This is a genomic window from Micromonospora inyonensis (genome assembly GCF_900091415.1).
Lineage (GTDB): Bacteria > Actinomycetota > Actinomycetes > Mycobacteriales > Micromonosporaceae > Micromonospora > Micromonospora inyonensis.
In genome coordinates this window covers 2,563,578-2,583,302 of record NZ_FMHU01000002.1, presented here as the reverse complement: position 1 = coordinate 2,583,302, position 19,725 = coordinate 2,563,578, and the positions used below count along the sequence as shown (strand labels likewise).

Annotated in this window: 17 protein-coding genes and 1 pseudogene; 5 read left to right on the top strand and 13 right to left on the bottom strand. The window is 69.2% G+C overall.

The features are described 5' to 3' along the window. Nucleotides 1-13: 13 nt before the first annotated feature. The 8 genes from GA0074694_RS25855 to GA0074694_RS25815 form a co-directional block, all read right to left on the bottom strand. Nucleotides 14-853 carry an integrase core domain-containing protein gene (locus GA0074694_RS25855; protein WP_245714909.1) on the bottom strand — a complete coding sequence of 280 codons (840 nt, stop codon included), beginning with the start codon at nt 851-853 and terminating at the stop codon, nt 14-16. Between the two features lie 705 nt (nt 854-1,558). Further along, entirely contained in the window at nt 1,559-3,415 is a 1,857-nt protein-coding gene (locus GA0074694_RS25845) for a helix-turn-helix domain-containing protein (protein ID WP_141714278.1), read from the bottom strand. A gap of 14 nt (nt 3,416-3,429) precedes the next feature. Further along, nucleotides 3,430-3,717 (bottom strand): NIPSNAP family protein, encoded by a 288-nt coding sequence (locus GA0074694_RS25840; protein WP_091462618.1) that lies wholly within the window; start codon nt 3,715-3,717, stop codon nt 3,430-3,432. Continuing rightward, on the bottom strand, nt 3,714-5,348 hold the full coding sequence (locus GA0074694_RS25835) for an amidohydrolase (RefSeq protein ID WP_091462617.1): 1,635 nt from the start codon (nt 5,346-5,348) through the stop codon (nt 3,714-3,716). The genes GA0074694_RS25840 and GA0074694_RS25835 overlap by 4 nt, the downstream gene beginning before the upstream one ends. Continuing rightward, on the bottom strand, nt 5,345-6,814 hold the full coding sequence (locus GA0074694_RS25830; protein ID WP_091462616.1) for an aldehyde dehydrogenase family protein: 1,470 nt from the start codon (nt 6,812-6,814) through the stop codon (nt 5,345-5,347). The genes GA0074694_RS25835 and GA0074694_RS25830 overlap by 4 nt, the downstream gene beginning before the upstream one ends. Further along, nucleotides 6,814-7,851: an LLM class flavin-dependent oxidoreductase gene (locus GA0074694_RS25825; RefSeq protein WP_091462615.1), complete on the bottom strand. Its 1,038-nt coding sequence runs from the start codon at nt 7,849-7,851 to the stop codon at nt 6,814-6,816. The genes GA0074694_RS25830 and GA0074694_RS25825 overlap by 1 nt, the downstream gene beginning before the upstream one ends. Before the next feature lie 102 nt (nt 7,852-7,953). After that, nucleotides 7,954-8,946 carry a flavin reductase gene (locus GA0074694_RS25820; protein ID WP_091462614.1) on the bottom strand — a complete coding sequence of 331 codons (993 nt, stop codon included), beginning with the start codon at nt 8,944-8,946 and terminating at the stop codon, nt 7,954-7,956. Next, nucleotides 8,943-9,395, bottom strand: a complete 453-nt coding sequence (locus GA0074694_RS25815) for a cupin domain-containing protein (RefSeq protein WP_091462613.1) — start codon at nt 9,393-9,395, stop codon at nt 8,943-8,945. The genes GA0074694_RS25820 and GA0074694_RS25815 overlap by 4 nt, the downstream gene beginning before the upstream one ends. 332 nt (nt 9,396-9,727) lie before the next feature. On the opposite strand from GA0074694_RS25815, the gene GA0074694_RS25810 reads away from it, so the two are divergent. The 5 genes and pseudogenes from GA0074694_RS25810 to GA0074694_RS31160 form a co-directional block, all read left to right on the top strand. Then, nucleotides 9,728-10,507: an amino acid ABC transporter ATP-binding protein gene (locus tag GA0074694_RS25810; protein WP_091462612.1), complete on the top strand. Its 780-nt coding sequence runs from the start codon at nt 9,728-9,730 to the stop codon at nt 10,505-10,507. 54 nt (nt 10,508-10,561) lie between these two features. After that, on the top strand, nt 10,562-11,437 hold the full coding sequence (locus GA0074694_RS25805) for a substrate-binding periplasmic protein (RefSeq protein WP_176738126.1): 876 nt from the start codon (nt 10,562-10,564) through the stop codon (nt 11,435-11,437). A gap of 19 nt (nt 11,438-11,456) precedes the next feature. After that, entirely contained in the window at nt 11,457-12,161 is a 705-nt protein-coding gene (locus GA0074694_RS25800; RefSeq protein ID WP_091462610.1) for an amino acid ABC transporter permease, read from the top strand. Beyond that, the gene (locus GA0074694_RS25795; protein ID WP_091462609.1) at nt 12,161-12,823 is read left to right on the top strand and encodes an amino acid ABC transporter permease; all 663 of its coding nucleotides are present in this window, start codon (nt 12,161-12,163) and stop codon (nt 12,821-12,823) included. The genes GA0074694_RS25800 and GA0074694_RS25795 overlap by 1 nt, the downstream gene beginning before the upstream one ends. 222 nt (nt 12,824-13,045) lie before the next feature. Next, nucleotides 13,046-13,210 (top strand): annotated as a pseudogene (locus tag GA0074694_RS31160) (IS1380 family transposase); the annotation flags it as partial. A gap of 484 nt (nt 13,211-13,694) precedes the next feature. Here the strand turns inward: GA0074694_RS31160 and GA0074694_RS25785 are convergent. The 5 genes from GA0074694_RS25785 to GA0074694_RS25765 form a co-directional block, all read right to left on the bottom strand. Further along, nucleotides 13,695-15,200: a CoA-acylating methylmalonate-semialdehyde dehydrogenase gene (locus GA0074694_RS25785; RefSeq protein ID WP_091462607.1), complete on the bottom strand. Its 1,506-nt coding sequence runs from the start codon at nt 15,198-15,200 to the stop codon at nt 13,695-13,697. Nucleotides 15,201-15,288: 88 nt separating this feature from the next. After that, nucleotides 15,289-16,557, bottom strand: coding sequence for an amidase (locus tag GA0074694_RS25780; RefSeq protein WP_176738125.1), 1,269 nt, complete (start codon nt 16,555-16,557; stop codon nt 15,289-15,291). A gap of 178 nt (nt 16,558-16,735) precedes the next feature. Further along, the gene (locus tag GA0074694_RS25775; protein ID WP_176738124.1) at nt 16,736-17,548 is read right to left on the bottom strand and encodes an ABC transporter permease; all 813 of its coding nucleotides are present in this window, start codon (nt 17,546-17,548) and stop codon (nt 16,736-16,738) included. A 19-nt stretch (nt 17,549-17,567) separates the two neighbouring features. Further along, entirely contained in the window at nt 17,568-18,386 is an 819-nt protein-coding gene (locus GA0074694_RS25770) for an ABC transporter ATP-binding protein (RefSeq protein WP_091462604.1), read from the bottom strand. Further along, complete coding sequence (locus GA0074694_RS25765) at nt 18,383-19,711, bottom strand: amidohydrolase family protein (RefSeq protein WP_091462603.1); 1,329 nt, start codon at nt 19,709-19,711, stop codon at nt 18,383-18,385. The genes GA0074694_RS25770 and GA0074694_RS25765 overlap by 4 nt, the downstream gene beginning before the upstream one ends. Nucleotides 19,712-19,725 lie beyond the last annotated feature (14 nt).

The following is a 19,725-nucleotide window of genomic DNA, read 5'->3' as shown; positions in this document are numbered from 1 at the left end:
TTCAAAGATCCGGTTAAGCGGCCCGGTGGTACTCGTTGATGACCCCGCCCAGTCGTCGTCGGCGTCGGACAACGCCGTCGATCGGCATCACGATGCCCGGCTCACGGTTGGGTGGTATCTGCCCGCGCCCCTGGTGCGGCCGATGGTGGTTGAAGTGTCGGACGTACTCGGTCAGTACCACCCTGACATGCCGCTGGCCGTAGATCAGGACGTGGTCGGTGCACTCCTCGCGCATGCTGCGGCCCCATCGTTCGACGAAACAGTTCGCCTTCGGTGTGCGCGGCGGTGTCTTCACCACCTGTACGCCCTCATCGGCGAGTGCGGCGTCGAACGATGCGGCGTATTTGGTGTCGCGATCGCGGATCATGAACCGGAAGTCGCTGGTGCGTTCTCCGAGGTCCATGAGCAGGTTGCGGGCCTGCTGGGTCACCCACGCCTGGGTCGGGTGCTCGGTCACGCCGAGCAGGTGGACCCGGCGGGTGGCGATCTCCATGACGACCAGCACGTACAGGCGGCGCAGCCATACGGTATCGACGTGGAAGAAGTCGGCGGCCAGCAGGCCGGTGGCCTGGGTACGCAGGAATGTCCGCCAGGTGGTGTCGGTGTCGCGAGGTGCGGGGCCGAGGCGGCCACGGGCCAGGACTCGGCGGATGGTGCCGAGACCGACGCGGTGGCCCAGTCCGAGCAGTTCGCCCTGGATTCTCTTGTGGCCCCAGCGGGGGTTGTCCCGGGCCATTCGGCGGATGAGCTGGCGGGTCTCGTCGCTGACGGGCGGTCGGCCGCCGCGGTGGGGGTAGGTCCAGCGACGTTGGACCAGCCGGCGGTGCCAGGCCAGCAGGGTCGCCGGGGCCACGATCCGGTGTGCGCGGACCGCACGGGGCAGCCGCCGGGCCAGCGCGGACAGGATCGCCGGTCTGGCCAGGACAGGCGTGGTCGGCCGTGGACCTGGCGGCGCAGCACCGCGACCTCATGGCGAAGGGCCAGCAGTTCCGCGAGCACGACGTTGTCACTTCGGGCCGCGCGCAGCAGGGCGTCGAGCACGCGGATCGTGACCAGATAGATCAATCGAAACACCACGGTCACGAAGGTGCACCGAACTTACGAAGCCCTAGCTCACAGCAGGTGCGACAGGTATTGGCACCGTACAAGGTGATGTCACCGACGAGGCGAGTGCCGGGCACCTGCGCGGTGAAGTCCCGACCGATGAGATCGGCGGCGACGACCGGCTCCTGGCCGGGCACCGTGGTCCGTTCGTAAGCCCTCGGCTGGCAGGCCCGTAACCCGAGCTCGCGCATCAGGTCAGCGACCAGACCGACGCCGCACGCGATGCGTCGAAGACCCGCCGTACGTGCCCAGCCAGGCCCCGACGTCGCACGGCGGTAGCGGTCTCCACCCGGGCACGCCAGGCGTAGCATGTCGCCGACGCCCCAAGCCGCAGCCGTGCCGAGCGCCGACAGGACGCCTGCGGCGACAAGCAGCAGGTACAGCCTCCGGACTCGAGCAACGTGAGTCCCGCCCGCATCGTAGAGTCATGTCAGACCCGGCTTGGGCTGGAAATTCACCGGCGGCGGTCAGCGGTGCGGTTCGGTTGGTCGGTGGCGCGGGCCCGCAGCGCGGCCGACCGCAACCGGTACAGACGCGTCGCGAGGATGATCTCGAACCGTGCCTCCTCGTCGTTCAGGTCGCGCCCGATCAGTTCGGTGATCCGTTCCAGTCGGTAGCGCAGGGTGCTGACGTGGACGTGCAGCCTGACCGAGGTTTCCTGGTACTTGCCGCCGCAGCCCACGAACCGCTCGGCGGTGTCCAGGAGTTGGGTCCGGTGCTCGCGGTCGTACGCCAGCAGCCGGCCAATGATCTTGTCGATGAAGTCGTTGACGTCCTCGGCGGCCGAGGCGGCGAGCAGGAAGCGGTACGCGCCGAAGTCGTCCAGGTGGACCACCCCGTGCTGCTGGAGCCGCTCGGCCAGCTCGACCGCCAGCTCGCACTCCCGCCACGCGCGGGGATACTGCTCCAGCTCGACGCACGGGCCCGCCCGGCCGACCGTCACCTCCTTGCCGAGCACCTGCTCCGCCCGTGCCCGCAGGGCGTGCAGGCCGTTGGTGAGCCGCTGCCCCTCCGGTACGCAGTCGGCTGGTACCAGTACGGCCAGCCCGGCGCCGGCGCGTACCGTCAGCGACCCACGCCACTGGCCGGTCACCGGTCGGAGTGACCGGATGAGCGACTCCCACTCGGAGACGGTCGGCACCGGCTGCGCCCGTACGGCGATCAGGTGCATGGGACGCTCCAGCGGCAGACCCAGCGACGAGGCGCGTACCAGCAGGTCCTCCCGGCGGGTCCACTCGCCGGACAGCAGCGGATCGATGATGCCGATCCCCAGGTCCTGCTCGGTCTGATGCCGGACCAGGTCCCGCATGAGCACCGCCGTGACGGCCGAGCGGAGCTGGGACAGCGGCGGGTGGGTCGGCTCGTACGTCGCGGCCGAGGTACGCAGGAACACCGCCATGCCGAGCACGTTCGCCCCGCTGACGACCTGCGTGACGCGCAGCCACACGTCCCGTTCGCCGAGGGCGTCGATCCGGACCGGGCTCTGCGGCACCGCCTGCTCGTGCTCGTCCAGGGCGATGGCCCCGAGGGCGGCCCGGGCGACGTCACCGGCCACGCCGGCCCAGGTGTCGGCGTCGTACCGCTCGGGGGCCGGGCTGGTGCCGCTGTAGACCACCCGCGCGTCGCCGTCGAGGATGGTCATGGATTCGCTGGTCATGGACTGGACGAGGTCGTACACCGCGGCGGAGCTCTCGCCCCGGATCAGGGCCTCCAGCACCGACGCCTGCATGGCCTGGCCGCGGGCCATGGTGTTCACCGCGGCCTGGGCGGCGGCGGCCTGGCGCGCGTTGCGCACGGCCAGGGACGCCAGCTCGGCCACCGTCCGCAGGAACGGCAGCTGGTGCGGGTCCCCGGTCAGGTGGTGGTCGCTCTGGACGCACAGCACCATCGGCCGTCCGTCGACGTCCTGCGCGGCCAGCGGCAGCACCACGCCGCACACGTAGCCCCGGTGCCGGGCGTCAGCCGCGTACGCCGCGTACCGCTGCTGCTGCTGGGCGTCGGCGATGACGACCGGCTCACCGCTGGTGACCGCGTCCAACGCGGGAATGCCGTCCAGGGTCCAGCGGGTCTGCCGGCCGGCGGCGCTGTACTCCAGCTTGTCCCGCCGCGCGACCACCTCGGCCTGGTTGGCGGCGACGTCCACCACGTCGATCCAGCAGATCTGCCACAGCGTCAGGTCGCAGACGGCGTCGACCACGGTCTGCAGCACGCTGTCCAGCTTGAGGTCGGAGTTGACGCTGACCGTCATCCGGCGCAGGCTCTGCAACAGCTCCACCGTGTCGGTGCCGCCATCCGCGCTCCTCGAAGCCACCGCATCCTCCTGAGTCACACAGACCAGACATCCCGGTCGATCGTGATGGCAATCGGACTGCGTCTGGCCTCGATCCACCGGCTGTCCCTGGCGAACTCTAGCCAACTCTGTTCCTGGTGTGCCGCGTCGCGCCAGTGCACCACGTAGCGCAGCTCGCCGCCCTCGGGTCGGATCCGGGTCCACGGCCCGATCACCTCCGCGCCGAGATCCGTCAACACCGGTACGGCGGCGGCGCGCAGCCGTGCCACCAGCCGGTCGAGGTCGGCTGCCGCGCACCGGTAGGTGCGGAACTCCGCGATCACCGGTAGCTCCGGACCACCGTGCCGTTCACCATGACGGTGTCCACCCCGATCGTGGAGATCGCCTCCGGCGCGGTGTCCCGCGGATCCGAGGCGAGCACCACCAGGTCGGCCCGCTTGCCCGGCTCGATCGAGCCCCGGTCGGCCAGACCCATCGCGGCGGCGGCGGAGGAGGTGTGCATCGCCAGCGCCTCCAGCACCGTGATCCGCTGGTCGGGGTTGACCTCCTGCCCCACGCAGGATCGGCGGGTGACCGCGCACTGCACGCCGAACAGCGGGTTGAACTGGAGCAGCTCGGAGCCGGCGCCGTCCGAGCTCGAACAGATCCGCCAGCCCCGGTCGATCAGGTCACGGAAGCGGAACATGGCCGGCCGGGCGTAGCCGCCCATCGACTCGGGGATGAAGCTGCCCATCGTGTAGATGAACCCGGCCTGCGGGACGGGTATGGCACCGGCGCGGTGCCAGTGGTCCAGGGTCGCGTCGTCGGTGAGGACGTTCCCGGCGTGTTCCAGGCGGACCGGCAGCTGCCCGTTCCCGGCGCCGCCGCGCGCCTGGATCGCCGCCTGGCACAGTTCACGCTGGGCGCGTTCGCCGTTGACGTGCGCGGTCAGCTGCAGGCCGAGGTCGTCGGTGGTCCGGACCAGGTCGGCGAGGTCCTCGACCGTGTACGCGATCCGGCCGGACTGGGGCACCCCGTCCCGTAGCTGCGCGTACGGCCGCAGGACGGCGGCTCCGGCGGCGGAGAACCCGCCGTCGACGAAGATCTTGATGCCCCGGTACCGGAAGGCCGGGTTGGCCGGGTCGTCGAGTCGGCCGGCGCGACGCTTAGCGAACAGTTCGTCCAGGGAGAGCGTGCCGGGTGCCCACACGAAGGCGTCCACCGATGCCGGCAGGCGGTCGGTGCCCGCCAGCTCCGACAGTCGCCGTACGCCGGTCATGCTGTTGGTGATCTCGCCGGCCGTGGTCACCCCGTACCGGGTCAGGTGCTGCTCGGCGGTCTCCTCGACGGCCTCGGACAGCTCGGCGTCGGTCATCGCCGGGATCGGCAGGGCGTAGAACAGTTCGTGCAGCTCGCCGGTGGGTCGTCCGGCGGCGTCCCGGCCGATGTACGCGTCACCGGTCTCCGGCAGGCTGTCCACGTCGACCAGCGACAGCGCGTACGTGTTGACCACGGTCACGTGCGCGCCGAAGCGCACCGCCACCGGGAAGGCGGTGCTGACCCGGTCGAGGTCCTCGCGGGTGGGCAGGCGCTGCTCGGCGAAGCGCCGGCCGGCGAACAGGCCGCCCTGGCCGACCAGCCACCCACCCCGCTGCTCACGCAGGTGGGCGTGGGTGCGGAGCTTTTCGACCAACTCCTCGATGCTTCCGCAGGGTGGGGTGTGGCAGTCCACCGCGCCCCACATCGCGGTCGCCGCCATCTCGACGTGCACGTGCGGGTCGACGAAGCCGGGCAGGACCGGCCGGTCGCCGACGTCGGTCACGGCCAGGTCGGCCGGCAGCGGGGCGCCGGCCGGCAGGACCTGGCTGATCCGGCCGTCGCGGACGACGACGGACCCGGCCGCGACGCGGGACGTGGCGTCCATGGTCAGGATCCGCCGGGACGAGATGATCATGCTGCCGGGTGCGATGCTCACCGTGCGGACTCCTGTGCGGGTAGGGGACGCAGGACCGTCCTGGTTTCGAGGAACTCATCGATCCCCTCGACGCCGTTCTCCCGGCCGAAGCCGGAGTGCTTCACGCCGCCGAAGGCGGCCTTGGGGTGTGAGACGCTGCCCCGGTTGACCGCCACCATGCCGACGTCGAGGCCGGCCGCGACCAGCTCGGTCTGGGCGGCGTCGCCGAAGACGTAGGACGCGAGCCCGTACTCGGTGGAGTTCGCCAGGGCCAGGGCCGCGCCGAGATCGTCGTCCGGATAGCTGACCACCGGCAGCACCGGGCCGAAGAGCTCCTCGACGCAGACCCCCGCGCCGGGGTCGGGCGCCAACACGACGGTCGCGGGGACGCTGGCGCCGGGCGTGCCGGGCTCGACGCCGCCGGTGACCACGGTGCCGCCGTGCGGCGCCTCGACCAGCCGCCGCAGCCGGTCGGCGGCTGCCTCGCTGATCACCGGACCGAGTCGGGCCGACTCCGTCCACGGGTCGGCGACGGCGGTGCCGGTGGCGGCGGCGCGGAAGAGTTCGAAGGCGTCGGCCGCGGCGGACTCGGGCACCAGCACCCGGTTGGGTGCGGTGCAGGCCTGCCCGTTGTTGTAGAGCTTGGCCTGCCAGATGGTGGTGACGGCCGCCTCGAGGTCGGCGCCCGGGCAGATGACCGCCGGCGCGTTGCCGCCCAGTTCCAGGCCCACCCGCTGGAAGTGCGTGGTGCTGGCCCGCAGGACCTTGCGGCCCACTGCGGTCGACCCGGTGAACGAGATCTTGCGTAGCCGTGGGTCGCCGGTCAGCCCGGCCAGGATCTCGGCGGACCGGTGCGACGGTACGACCGAACCGACCCCCGTGGGCAGACCCGCCCGGCACAGCGCGTCCACCAGGTACATCGCGGTCAGCGGGGTGCGCTCGGACGGCTTGAGGACGAAGGTGCAGCCGGCCAGCAGCGCGGACACCACCTTGCGGCTGGCCATGCTGAGCGGGAAGTTCCACGGCGTGATGAGCAGCGCCGGCCCGACCGGTGCCCGAAGGGTGGTGACCCGTACGGTCCGGTCGCCGTCCTCGCGTGCCCCGACGGCCGTCGGGGCGCAGGCCAGCAGCTCGTCCACCACGGCACCGGCGACCGCCACCTCGAGCCGGGCGTCGGTGATGGTCTTGCCGCTCTCCAGCACGATCAGCCGGGCCAGCGCCTCGGCCTCGGCGTCGAGGAAGGCCCGGTAGCCGCGCACCACACTCGCCCGGTCGGCCAGGGCGGTCCGCGCCCAGTCGGGCTGCGCGGCGGCTGCCGCGTCCAGGGCGCGCAGGGCGTGCTCCGGGGAGGCGACCGCGACCGGCCAGGTGGCCGCCCCCGCCGGGCCGGTGATCTCGGCGAGGTCGTCCCGGTCGACGTCGACCAGCTCGGAGCCGAGGATCAGCCGGCTGAGCAGGTGCTCGGGCAGGTGCGAATGGAGCCGCATCAGACCGCCGCCCCGGCCTCGGCCAGCGATGCGGCGATCTCCCCGAACAGCTCGATCGACCGCAGGGTCAGGTCCTGCGGGGCACCGAAGGTCAGGTTCAGGTTGAGGATGTCGACCCCGGCGTCGCGGTAGAACCGCAGCTTCTCCCGTACCTGGTCAGGGGTGCCCACCAGCAGGACCCGGCGCAGGTCGTCCAGGCTCGGTTCGTCCGGGCCGGTCACCGGCCGGACCACCCCGCGCGGGTCGGCGTTCTGGGTGAAGTCGTGCAGCTGCCGGTGGATGCGCCAGCCCTCGAGGATCTCCCGGAGCCGGTGCTCGACCTCGGCCTCGTCGTCGACGACGAAGGCGTACCGGGTCAGGCCGAGCTGGGTCTGGCCGGTCAGGCCCGCCTTCGCCTGCCCGCGCTTGAAGGCCTCGACGACCTTCGACGCGTGGGCGTCGTCCCAGATGAACAGTGAGTTGAGAACGTGGTAGCCCCGAGCGGCGGCGTCCTCGACGGCTGCGGGGGCCTGGGCGCCGAGCCAGATCGGCGGGTGGGGGAGCTGGCGGGGGCGCGGCCAGACGTACGCGTCCTCGAAGTCGACGTACTCGCCCTTGAACGTGGTGCCGGTCTCGTCGTTGAGCCAGAGCGCGCGCACCGAGTCCAGCACCTCGATGAAGCGGGGCAGGCTGCTGGCGAAGTCGATGCCGAAGACGTCGAACTCGTACTTGTACGCACCACGCGCCACCCCGAAGTCCAGCCGCCCGTCGACGAGGTGGTCGGTTGCCGCGACCTCGGCGGCGAGCTGGATCGGCGCGTGGTACGGCAGCACCACCACCGCCGTGCCCACCCGGCACTTGACGTGCTGGGCGATGGCGGCGGCCTGGATCAGCGCCGAGGGGGCCGGCATGAACTGGACCAGATGGTGCTCCGGGACCCAGATGCGGGAGAAGCCGGCACGGTCCGCCGCGACGGCGTACGCCAGCATCCGGTCGTAGATTCCCGAATACTGCTCGTCGTTGTTTGCCTGGTACGAAAGGAAGAGTCCGAGGTCCATGCTGGTCCGATCTCTAGTAGCTTTCCTGTGAGCCTAGAAGCGTCAGGAGGGCTTCTCTTCGGGCCAAACTTCGGAAGATGAAGCCATCTGCTCATGCGCTCTCTACGATGCGGAGCGCTCGTACTCCCCGGCGTGGTCGTCGGTCCACGGGGATTCGTGCTCGATCTTGGCGATGCGGCCGGCGCCCAGGTTCAGGAAGATGCCGAAGCGGTCGCTGACCCGTTCGTCGAAGTACCGGCGGAGGATCACCTCCATCGACGAGTGGGACAGGTCGGCCCACGGGATGTCGCCCTCGGCGAACAGGCGCAGGTCCGGCGTCTGCCGGGGCAGGACGCTCGGCCGGGCCCGGTAGACGTGGCAGGTCTCCGACTTGCTGAGGTCGATCGCCGAGTAGAGGAACTCCGGCTCGATGACCTGACCCATCAGGGCGCGGGACGTACCGATCAGGGCCTCGGACATGGTCGGACCGGCCTGCAGCGGCCCCACCGGCAGGCGCCACGTGCTGGTGGCCCTGTCCCGGGACAGCAGGATCCGGGACTCGTACTCGACGAGCCAACCGACGAGGATCTGCCGGCCCGGCCGCGTCGCGCCCAGTGGTGTGTCGACGCCGTCGGGGGCGGTGCCGCCGTTGGTGGTGAAGAAGGAGCCGTCGCAGTAGCCGAGCGGCCCGCTCGGTCCGAGTGTGCACTCCTGCACCGCGCCGACGAGCATGACATGGTCGCCGATGTCGACCCGGGTGTGCACGGAACAGACGAGGGTGGCGGCCGATCCGGACATCAGGATCGCGCCGGGGTGCTCCTCCAGGGTGGCGAGCCCGGTGAACTTGTCGTCGAGCGGCGTGGCGAACCGGACCGCGAGATCCCGTTGGTGCTCGCCGAGGATGCTGACGCCGAACGTCCGGCAGCCCGAGAAAGCGGAGAAACTGCCGGCCCTCCGGTCGATGCAGAGTGAGATTAGCGGCGGGGTCAGCGAAACCGACGTGAACGAGTTCGCGGTCATGCCCCACGGCCGCCCGTCGGCGTCGCGGGTGGTGACGACCGTGACGCCGGTGGGGAAGCGGCCCATGGTGCGCCGGAAGAGTAGGGGGTCGTTCACGAGTCTTCTCCTTCGGCCGGTGGCCAGTGCGGGTGTCCGTCGGCCAGCTCGGTGCCCACTCCGAAGAGCACCGTCAGGTGCGCCATGGGCATGTCCCGGCCGGCGCCGTGGTAGTGCAGGAGGCCGGCAGGTACGACAACGACGTCGCCGACCTCCACCCGGAGGTTCCGGCCCGGCCGGCCGACGTGCCCCTGTCCCTCGGTGACGATCAGGATCTGGTCGCCGGCATGGGTGTGCAGCCGGGTCCGGGCACCGGGATCGAAACGTACGAGGGCCGATCGGACCGGCGTCGTCTGCATCGCCGTGACGGATGCGGCGATCTGGCCGACGTCGCAGGAGACGACCCGGCCACCTTCGAAGATCTCGTTGCCGCTCGGACGCAGATCCGCGGTGACGCGGCGGAAGACCGCCAGATCCCGGCCCACGTCGTCGACCGTCGATCCCACCATCCCCAGCCTCCCCTGCCTGTCGCCGCCGTCAGCGGGCGAGCACCCACGTTAGGAGGTAAAGAAGGTCGAGGCTTCATAGGAACCGTACGGATCCCGCCCCACTCCATCCGCTCTTATAGAGGGCAGGTCAGGGACCCTGTAGGCGATTCCGGACAGAGATGCACATCGGTCCCTGAGTTCCTGCGGATGCTAGGAATGTGGGCTTGATGTGTCCTGTCTTACAGCGGGGTGTAGGCCCCTCTCCCTCACCTAAACTCGCCCCCTATCAACAGCCGCGACACGCCGGGCGACACGCCGGGCGGCACGCCGGGCAAGCGATGAGGCGGGAGCGTATGGAGCAGAGGCAGGCGGTCGTCACCCTCAAGGGGATCCGCAAGTCGTACGGGTCGTTCGTCGCCCTGAAGAACGTATCCCTGTCGGTCGACGCGGGCGAGACCGTGTGCATCATCGGCCCCAGCGGATCCGGCAAGTCCACGCTGCTGCGCTGCTGCAACCTGCTCGAACTGCCCGACGCCGGGACACTCGACGTCGGCGGGACGGGGTACTTCCCACTGGCGCCGAGGGCAAAGGCCCGCTCCGAGTCGCTCCGCAGGCTGCGCACCCGTACGGCGATGGTGTTCCAGAGCTTCGAGCTGTTCCCGCATCTGTCCGCCATCGACAATGTCGCGCTGGCCCCGATCCAGGTCCGGGGGATGAGCCGGGCGACGGCCAACGAGACCGCCCGGTCGCTGCTCGAACGGGTCGGCCTGCGCGACTTCACCTCGGCCCGGCCCTCGACGCTCTCTGGTGGTCAGGCGCAGCGGGTCTCGATCGCCCGTGCGCTGGCCATGGAACCGGAGGTGCTGCTCTTCGACGAACCCACCTCGGCGTTGGATCCAGAGATGGTGGGCGAGGTGCTGGAGATCATGCGCGAGTTGGCGCTGTCCGGGGCGACCATGCTGGTCGTCACGCACGAGATGCGCTTCGCCCGCGAGGTGGCAACCCGGGTGGTGGTCATGGACCACGGACAGATCGTCGAGACCGGCACCCCGGACGACGTCTTCGAACGCCCACGACACGTTCGGACCCAGCGGTTCCTCCAGGCGTTGTCGCGCTCGGGCTATGCGGTCTGACGGATGTCGTTCCAGAAATTTCGACCGGCACCACACCAGGGAGATGACGAATCGATGAGAATCACAAACAGTGTGGCCCGCCGCGCGCGGCGGCTGGGCGCCGTGGTCGCGCTCGCCGGGTTGCTGGCGGTGTCGGCCTGCGGCGGATCCGACGACGAGGCCGGCGCGAGCGACCTGCCGTTCGACGTGATCAAACCCGGCCACCTCACGGTCACCTACTCCGAGAGCTACCTGCCGAAGATCGCCTCCGGCGAGAAGGGCACGCTTGAGGGGTACGAAGGCTTTCTGCTCACCAAGGTCGCCGAGAAGTACGGTCTGAAGCTGGCCCCGATGCCCACCGAGTTCGCCTCGCAGATCCTGTCCGTCCGGCAGAACCGGGCGGACGTCGGCACCGGGATCTACTACACCGAGGAGCGGGCCAAGCAGGTCTTCTACACCCGGCCGAACATCACCGACCGGCTCGGTGCGCTGACCCTCAAGACCACGGCGTACGAGAACGTGGACAGCCTCAAGGGCAAGCCGATCGCCTCGGTGAACGGCTTCTCATACAACGAGTACCTCTTCACCTACTACGGGAAGGACAACGTCAAGCTCTTCCCGTCGTACGCCGAGGCGTCCCAGGCGGTGCTGGGTGGCCAGGTGGTGGCCTTCATGGGCTCGACCGGGACGGCACCCGGGATCATCAAGACGCACCCGGAGCTGAACCTGCACACCTTCGCCGACGGTGACTTCTCGCTGCCCGCGAACGTGTCGAAGTCCGCCACCTACGAGTACGTCAACTGCGACAACCCCGGCCTGGCCGACGCGATCGACCAGGTCTACCAGGAACTGGTCGACTCCGGGGAGTGGCAGAAGCAGCTCGAGCAGTGGGGTGTCGGCGGTGCCGAGTACGTGCCCCCGGCCGAGCGTCCGACCCAGCACTGCTCCTGACGGCTGACTGGCTCCGCTGATGGCTGAATGGCTCGACTTCCTGCTGGAAGGTCTGTGGACAACCCTCCACCTGGTCGCACTGAGCACGGTGCTGACCATTGTCGTCGCCGTACCGCTCGCCGTGGCGCGGATCAGCCCGCGCCGGTGGGTCCGCTGGCTGTCCGGGACCTTCGTCGAGGTGTTCCGCAGCATCCCACTGCCGGTGCTCCTGGCGGCGCTGTACTTCGGGTTCGGCCCCACCCTCTCGGGGCTCGGTCTGGACGCCTTCAAGCTGGCGGTGATCGCCATCGTCCTCAACGAGGCGGCGTACGTCGCCGAGGTCCTCAAGGGCCTGCTGCAGTCCGTACCCATCGGACAGTGGCAGGCGGCGGCGAGCCTCGGGATGCGGCGCTGGCAGGCACTGCGCCTGGTGGTCCTGCCCCGGATCCGGCGGCCGTCCGTGCCGCACGCCGTCAATGGATTCATTTACATCGTCAAGGGCAGCGCATTGGCCTCCATCATCACCGTTCCCGAGCTGACGCTGCACGCGAACCAGCTCATGATCGAAACGTTCCGTCCGCTCGAGGTGTACGCGCTCGTCGGCGTCATCTACCTCGCCATCAACATTCCGGTGTCTTACCTCGCGCGGCTCGCCGAGGGCGGCTCGGGCCAGCGGCGGAGGCGGTCGCGAGCGGACCGGGCACGACCCGCCGCCGGGCCGGTCGCGACAGGGGTGGGTGGCTGATGGACCTGTACGTTCGCCTCGTCACCGAGGCGCTGCCGGTGACGATCGTCGTGAGCGCAGCGGCCTGGCTGCTGGGGACCGTCCTCGGCACCGGGCTCGGGTTGGCCGGCCTCAGCCGGCGTCGCTGGCTGCGGGAGACACAGTTCTTCGTCAGCACCGTTTTGCGTAGCCTGCCGGAGCTGCTGGCGATCTACCTGCTGTTCTACGGCATCACCGCGCACGGGGTCGAGTTGACCCCGTTCACGGCGACCGTCCTCGCGCTGGGCGTCACCCAGGCCGGCTTCTGGGCCGAGTCCGTCCGGGCGGGCGTCCAGGTGGTGGGCCCGCGCCAGTTCGAGGCGGCCTACTCGCTCGGGTTGACAGCCAGCCAGACGTACCGGAAGGTGATCTTCCCTCAGTTGGTGTCGGCGCTGACCTCGCCCAGCCTGAACATGTTCGTCGCGCTGACCAAGCTGACCGCGATCGCCGCCGCGGTGGGCCTGCCCGAACTGCTGCACACCGGCCGCTCGGTGATGGACCGCACGTACGACGTGCTGCCGGTGGTAGTCGCGCTGGCCGTCACTTACTTGATGCTCACCGTCCCGTTGACCTTCTTGGTCAAGGCGGCCGAGGACCGGTGGCGCAGGCGTACGGCCCGGCAGACCATGCCGCTGTTCTCTTAGCGGGTGCCCGGATGCCCCCGCCCCGGGCGAGGGCATCGCAGGGCCTTTGCTTGCGGTCCGGCCTCCGTTAGGCCTCGGCGCTTCGTTAAAGGCTGTCCAAGGAGTGGACCGAAAACGAAGAAGTGCCTTCTGATCTGGGAAAATAGGGCTTGTCGAGAGTCCTGTTAACCCGTCACAGAAGGCACTTGCTGGGTGAAGGTTACCGCAACACGTCCCAAGATCATGGTGGCCGGGGGTGGGCGGGGCGTGGTCGGTCACGCCGGCGCCCGCCTGCTCGCCGACCTCGCTGACGCGACCGGGTTGACCAGCGCATTCAGTCTGGCCCTGGCGGGGCTGCGGCAGCGGCAGCGCGGACACGACCCGGGCCGGGTCGCCGTCGATCTGGCGGCTGGGGCTCCGTTGGTTGCTCCACGCATCGTCCCGTGGCCCCGGCCGCTGGTCAGGCGTCGGACTGCCGGCAGCCACGTTACGAAGAGACCTACCCAACAGAACAGGTGGCCGTGTCCCTATCAGCGGTCCGCCGACGCCACCCGACCCGGCGACAACACCCCCCGGATCATGCGTACGACAGGGGCAGGAAGTCATACCGGGCCGGGCGACCGAGGAGTCCCCGGCTGGGGACGATCAAAAAGGTAACGGGGCACCAGGCGATTACGCAGATCCAGTCTCTGCTCTGCCCATCGATCCGTCTCGGCGCGCCCCCGCACCCGTTTCGGGCCCAGCGCGGTGAACCTCCGCTCGTTGAACGCGTGGATCACGTCCCGGATGATCCGCTGCAACCGCTGCCCTTCGGCCATCACCACCTGCCGGACGTGTGCGTCCGGCAGGTGGTGAGCGGACGAGTCGGGTTCGGCTGGTGCGTGTCGTCGTTTCAGTCGTTCTCGGGGAACCCCATGCTCAGCGGGCCACGTGTCGAGGTGACCCACCGTGAGGTGACCGCCTTCTGACGGGTGAAGAACGCGAACCCTTCCGGACCGTAGGCGGGAGCATCACCGAGAAGTGAGTCCTTCCAACCGCCGAAGGCGAAGTAGGCGACGGGTACGGGAACCGGGACGTTCACCCCGACCATTCCCACCTGAACCTCGCGTTCGAAGCGTCGGGCGGCGCGGCCGTCGTTGGTGAAGATGGCCGTTCCGTTTCCGAACTGGCTGGAGTTGATGAGACGCAGACCTTCGTCGAGGTCCTTCACGCGGACCACCGCGAGCACGGGGCCGAAGATCTCGTCCTCGTACGCCTTCGAGGTCGTCGGAACCCGGTCCAGGAGCGTGGGGCCGAGCCAGAAACCGTTCTCGTGGCCGTCCACCCGGCAGTGGCGACCGTCCAGCAGCACGTCGGCGCCGTCGCGTTCGGCGATGTCGATATAGCTGGCCACCCGGTCCCGGTGTTGGCTGGTGATCAGCGGGCCCATGTCGGGGTCGGTGCGGCCGTCGCCGACGCGTAGCCTCGCGGCCCGCTCCTGGATCCGCGTGTTCAGCTCGTCGGCGATCGACTCCTCGGCAAGGACGACCGAGATGGCCATGCATCTTTCTCCGGCCGATCCGAATCCACCGGACACCGCCTGGTCCGCGGCTGCGTCGAGGTCGGCGTCAGCAAGCACGAGCATGTGGTTCTTTGCGCCACCGAAGGCCTGGACGCGCTTGCCGACCCGGGCCGCGGACTCGTAGATCGAACGCGCTACCGGCGTCGACCCGACGAACGATACCGCCTGTACGTCTGGGTGGTCCAGCAGGGTTTCGACAGCGACGCGGTCGCCCTGGAGTACGTTGAACACCCCGTCGGGGAGCCCGGCGGCTTTCCAGAGCTCGGCCAGCCAGATCGCAGCCGACGGCACCCGCTCACTCGGCTTGAGTACCACCGTGTTGCCGACGGCGATCGCGATGGGGGTGAACCACAGGGGTACCATCGCCGGGAAGTTGAACGGGCTGATCACGGCAACCACACCGAGTGGTTGCCGCACGGAATGCACATCGACGCCGGTGGACACGTTCTGTGCGTAACGTCCGCTGGTCAGGTATGGGAACGCTGTCGCGAGGTCGACGACCTCAAGTCCGCGCTGCACCTCGGCCGCCGCGTCGGACACGGCCTTGCCGTGCTCACCGGTGATGATCCGCGCGAGTTCCTCCTTACGGCTGTTCAGCAGCTCGCGGAACCGGAAGACCACCGTCTGCCGTCTGGCGGCCGAGAGCTGAGACCATTCCTCGAAGGCGCGCCTGGCCGCCTCGACCGCGGCGGCGGTCTCGGTGGCGTCGGCCAGAACCACCTCTTTCGCAGCCTCGCCGAGCGCGGGGTCGAAGACGGCCGCCCGGCGCGCGGTTTCGCTGATCACTCGACTTCCGTTGATCCAATGTCCGATCGTCGGCTTGTTCGGGTCACTCACGATTGATCCTCCAGTTCGGTTGGCAGGTCGAGTTACCGGCCCACGTTCTGGCCGGACGGCCCGCCTCGGGCGAGCGTGGGGCGAATGTTCAGTACGTGCCGGCCAGCCCCTCGACCAACCGGGCGGCGGACAGCGCTCGTTCCTCGTCCAGGGCCACGCACTGCATCCCGACCGGGAGTCCTCGCTCGTCGGTTCCGAAGGGAACCGTGACCGCGGCCAGCGGGGACCAGTTGACGGGCGCGCAGAAGCGGGTCAGTTGGCGGCTGGCACCGGTGAGTTCGGAGCGCGGACGCGAGTCGTCGGCGACGGCGGTACGTAACGGTGCTGTCGTCGGGACGGTCGGCAGCACGAGCGCGTCACACACCGAGAAGGCCGCCATCAGACGCTCGGTCAGGCGCGTGAGGGTCTTCCACGCAGCCAGCAGGTCAGCCGCGGTGTGCTTCGCCGCCGCGTCGAGAACGGCCCTGAGGCCACGGCTGTACAGTCCCCGTCCCGCCGGATACCAGCCGGCTGCGCGGTGAGCCTGGTAGGCATCAGCGAAGAGCGGGACCAGCCGGACGGGATACCACTCGTCGAAGGCCGGGACCTGGACCGTTACCGACGACACCCGGCTGTGCCGCGCCAGGCTCTCGCCGAGTTGCTCGTAGGCGATGCCGACCGCGGACTCCACGTCGCCGAGGTCCGCCGGGGACAGGATGCCGAGGCGGTCCACGTCGACGGCGGTCGCCGGTCGTCCCGACATGGCGGACCAGAGGACTGACAGGTCCCGCACGTTCGCCGCCAGGGGACCGCACGAGTCGGCTATCGGCGACAGCGGGATCTGGCCGGCCATGTCGACCGAGTGGGTAAGCGGCTTCAGGCCGGCGACGCCGCAGAGCGCTGCCGGGATCCGGATCGATCCACCGGTGTCGGTGCCCAGTGCTCCCAGGACTTCCCCGGCGGCGACCGCGGCTGCGGACCCTCCGCTGGAACCGCCCGCGATGCGGGTCAGGTCGTGGGGATTACGCGTCGTCGGCGTGACCGTTCCCATGGCCATCTCGTGGGTGTGCGTCTTGCCGATCAGGACCGCTCCGGCGGCACGCAGCGTACGTACCACCGCCGCGTCGTGATCCGCTTCCGGTGCGCCGCTGAACAGACGCGACCCTGCTCGGGTCGGCATCCCCGCCACATCGATGACGTCCTTGACGGCGAGGGGGATACCGAACAGCGGTGAGCGGGGCTGGTGCCCGGCGTCCAGCATGGCGTCGAGTTCGGCTGCTCGCGACCTGGCCTGCGCCGCGTCGATGTGGGCGAACGCCTGGACGTGCCGCTCGATTTGCGCGCAACGGTTGAGCGAGGTCTCCACGAGTTCGGTCACTGTCACGGATCCCGCGCGCAGCCTCCGCGCCGACTCGACGATCCCCTGGTGGCTCTCCCCTGAACCGGGTTTGACGCATCCGGCCGCGGCAACAGGCGCCGACCGTCGAGGCCCTGACGCTCCTCGAGGCGCTTTGACAGTAATCGGCTTCAGCCTTTCCGTGTAAGGGTTCCGGTGCTCAGACCTTGAGGGACTTCTCGCCGGGGACCCAGTAGAGGATGCGGCGACGCACGAGTCGGACGATCACGTTCAGCGTGATGCCGACTGCGCACAGGATCAGCAGGCAGGCGAAGACGGCCCCGGTGTTCATCCGGTACTGGGCCTGGAGGATGAGCACGCCGAGGCCCGCCTGGGCGCCGACGAACTCCCCGACGATCGCGCCGAGGGTGGAGAAGACCACGGCCATCTCGAAGCCCGTGAAGATGCTGGGCAGGGCGCTGGGAAGCAGCAGCTTGCGCCTGATCTGTCCCCGGGTGGCCCGGTGCACCTTGAACAGCGCGATGTGCTCGGCGCTGACACTTCTGATCCCCGACATCGTGCCGAGGAGCACCGGGAAGAACGCGAGCAGCGCGACCACGACGATCTTCGAGGTCAGTCCGAACCCGAACCAGATGACGAACAGGGGCGCGATGGCGACCTTCGGGATCGACTGGATGGCGACGATGTACGGGTAGATCATGCGGTGCAGGATGTCGACCTCGACCAGTACGACCCCGAGCACCAAGCCGAGCACGGTTCCGATCGCCAGCCCGCTGAACGCCTCGATGAGCGTCACCTGGGTGTTGTAGAGGAAGCTCCTCGTCGCGGCGGGATCGAGCAACGCCTGGAGGACTTCACTGAGCGGCGGAAAGACGAACGACGGGATGCCGAATGCCCTGGGCACGTACTCCCAGGCCACCAGGAGCACCACCAGGAAGGCGAGCGGCGGAAGGGGCCGCCAAGACGCGACCCCACGCTTCTTGGCGGGTCGATGGGCGCGGGACGGTGTCACCACGCGTGTCGTAGCGGTGCTAGCCATTCTTTCGCTCCCCGTTGAAGTGCTGCCTGATCTTGTCTGCGACCTCGCCGAACTTCGGGTCGGTGAGGATCTCCGCTCCTCGCTTGCGGCCGAATGGCACCTCGATGACGTCCACGATGCGTCCGGGGCGTGGGCTCATGACCACCACCCGCTGTGACAGGTACACCGCCTCCGAGATGCTGTGGGTGATCAGCAGGGCGGTCTTCCCGCTCTGCTCCCACACCGAGTTGAGCTGGACGTTCAACTGCTCCCTGGTGAGAGCGTCCAGAGCTCCGAACGGCTCGTCCAGCAACAGCAGGGACGGGTCGTGCACCAGGGCCCGGCAGATCGCGGCGCGCTGCTGCATTCCCCCGGAGAGTTCGTTGGGGTAGGAGTCCGCGAATTCGCCCAGCCCCACGAGCGCGAGCAACGCGTGGGCCCGCTCCCGGTGTGCCGGCGTCGGCTTCTCGTTGAGCTCGACGGGAAGCAGCACGTTCTCGATGATCCTGCGCCAGGGCAGCATCACCGATCCCTGGAACGCGATGCCGATGTCGTTGCGCGGGCCGGCGATGGATGCTCCCCCCAACAGGGCATCACCAGCGGTGCGCTCCTCCAGGCCGGCAAGAATCTTCAGCAGCGTGGTCTTGCCGCATCCGCTCGGTCCGACGACCGACACGAACTCGCCCTCGGCGATGTCCAGGTCAATCCCGTCGAGCGCCACCGTGGCGCCCTTCTTCGTCTCGTACCGTTTGCTCAGGTCGCGGATGGAGATGAGCGGCCGGGTGTGCGCGCCTTCCCCGTTCGTCGGCAACTGCTGTGCCGTCGTGCTCATGCTGCCACCCCCAGTTCGGAATAGATCTCGAGTGCGTTGTCCTTGAGCACCCGTTCGGCCAGCCACATGGCCCGATCGCCCGCCCACAGGTTGTTCGACCGGCCGTGCTCGAGCGCCCGAGCAACGGCCCACCGTCCGTTGCGGACAGCGGCCACGTGCATCTCGGGCAGCCCGGTGTCGGTACCGAAGATGACCTTGTTCGCGGGCAGGAACTCGAGCCACTCGTTGAGTCGACTCACGAGGTGCGTGCGGTGCAGGTACGGCATCCAGGAGAAGTCCAGGTAGACGTTGCCGTAGGTGTGCGCCATGATCGCGGTCTCGCTGCAGTAGGGGTAGCCGCCGTGGATCAGCACGAACGGGATCCCGAAGAACTCGGGTTGATCGAACACGGACTGGAGCAGCCGGGGACGGGCCCCCGAGTAGGCCATGCCGGGTTCGCCGTGTCCCGACCCGACGTGGATCTGTACGGGGAGCCGCCACGTCGCGATCTGACGCAACACATGGAAGGCGATGTAGTCCTCGTAGATTGCCCGGTCCTCGAACGAACCCGCGACAGCGCGGTTCCACGCGGACTCAGCCTCCCGGTAGCCGCGCGGCACGAACGCGAGGCTCCGCGTGTACGCAGAGGCGATCTTGAAGCCGACGGCGCCGTTGGCGACGACGTAGCTGATCGACGAGGTCAGGAAATCCAGGTAGGCCGCGAAGGACGTGGGAGCATGGTCCAACCCGAGCTCGTTCAGTCGCGCCTGGAGATCGGCCCGGAACCGTGCGGTGAAGGACTCGACCTCCTCGCCGCGTCGCCCGGTTCGCCCGAGGGGAAACGGGTAGAGGTATCCGTCGATTCGCATCACCCACCGGTAGCGCGGCGAGTCGGTGAGTTCCCCGGGCATGGCTCGTACGTCGGTCAGGACGACGGGACAGTTGACCAGATCGAGCGTCCGGTCGAAGAGCGCGCGGACGTCGCTCCGAGCGCGGGGGGAGCGGTAGTCGAAGCCGACCTGGGCGTCCAGGAACCTGTGTCCATCGGCGAGGCTCGCCGCGAAGACCGTGGTCTCCCGATACCGGAGGGCGCGCTGGAGCAGGTCGCTAATCCCATACGTCCCTTCGAGGTCCGCCAGCTCGGCCGCGTCCCGGCGGCGCTCGGCGTCGAGCCAGCGTGTGTACGCATCGGGACCGATCCGGCTCTCGACGTAACCGCGGGCGTACGCCTTCTCGTGACTGTCGGCGTTACGGAGGCGGCCCCGGGAATCCTGATAGGTGTCCATGCCGATATGGCAGTGGTGGTCGACGACGGGGATTGCCTGCAGGTCATCGAGGAGGGTCATGGCTTGGTCCCTTC

What these genes read in the sequence shown, in the direction of transcription:
- GA0074694_RS25800 (WP_091462610.1), top strand. Translation starts at nt 11,457, where the DNA reads ATGGCTGAATGGCTCGACTTCCTGCTGGAAGGTCTGTGGACAACCCTC.
- GA0074694_RS25795 (WP_091462609.1), top strand. Translation starts at nt 12,161, where the DNA reads ATGGACCTGTACGTTCGCCTCGTCACCGAGGCGCTGCCGGTGACGATC.
- GA0074694_RS25770 (WP_091462604.1), bottom strand. Translation starts at nt 18,386, where the DNA reads ATGAGCACGACGGCACAGCAGTTGCCGACGAACGGGGAAGGCGCGCAC.
- GA0074694_RS25825 (WP_091462615.1), bottom strand. Translation starts at nt 7,851, where the DNA reads ATGGACCTCGGACTCTTCCTTTCGTACCAGGCAAACAACGACGAGCAG.
- GA0074694_RS25830 (WP_091462616.1), bottom strand. Translation starts at nt 6,814, where the DNA reads ATGCGGCTCCATTCGCACCTGCCCGAGCACCTGCTCAGCCGGCTGATC.
- GA0074694_RS25765 (WP_091462603.1), bottom strand. Translation starts at nt 19,711, where the DNA reads ATGACCCTCCTCGATGACCTGCAGGCAATCCCCGTCGTCGACCACCAC.
- GA0074694_RS25805 (WP_176738126.1), top strand. Translation starts at nt 10,562, where the DNA reads ATGAGAATCACAAACAGTGTGGCCCGCCGCGCGCGGCGGCTGGGCGCC.
- GA0074694_RS25810 (WP_091462612.1), top strand. Translation starts at nt 9,728, where the DNA reads ATGGAGCAGAGGCAGGCGGTCGTCACCCTCAAGGGGATCCGCAAGTCG.
- GA0074694_RS25815 (WP_091462613.1), bottom strand. Translation starts at nt 9,395, where the DNA reads ATGGTGGGATCGACGGTCGACGACGTGGGCCGGGATCTGGCGGTCTTC.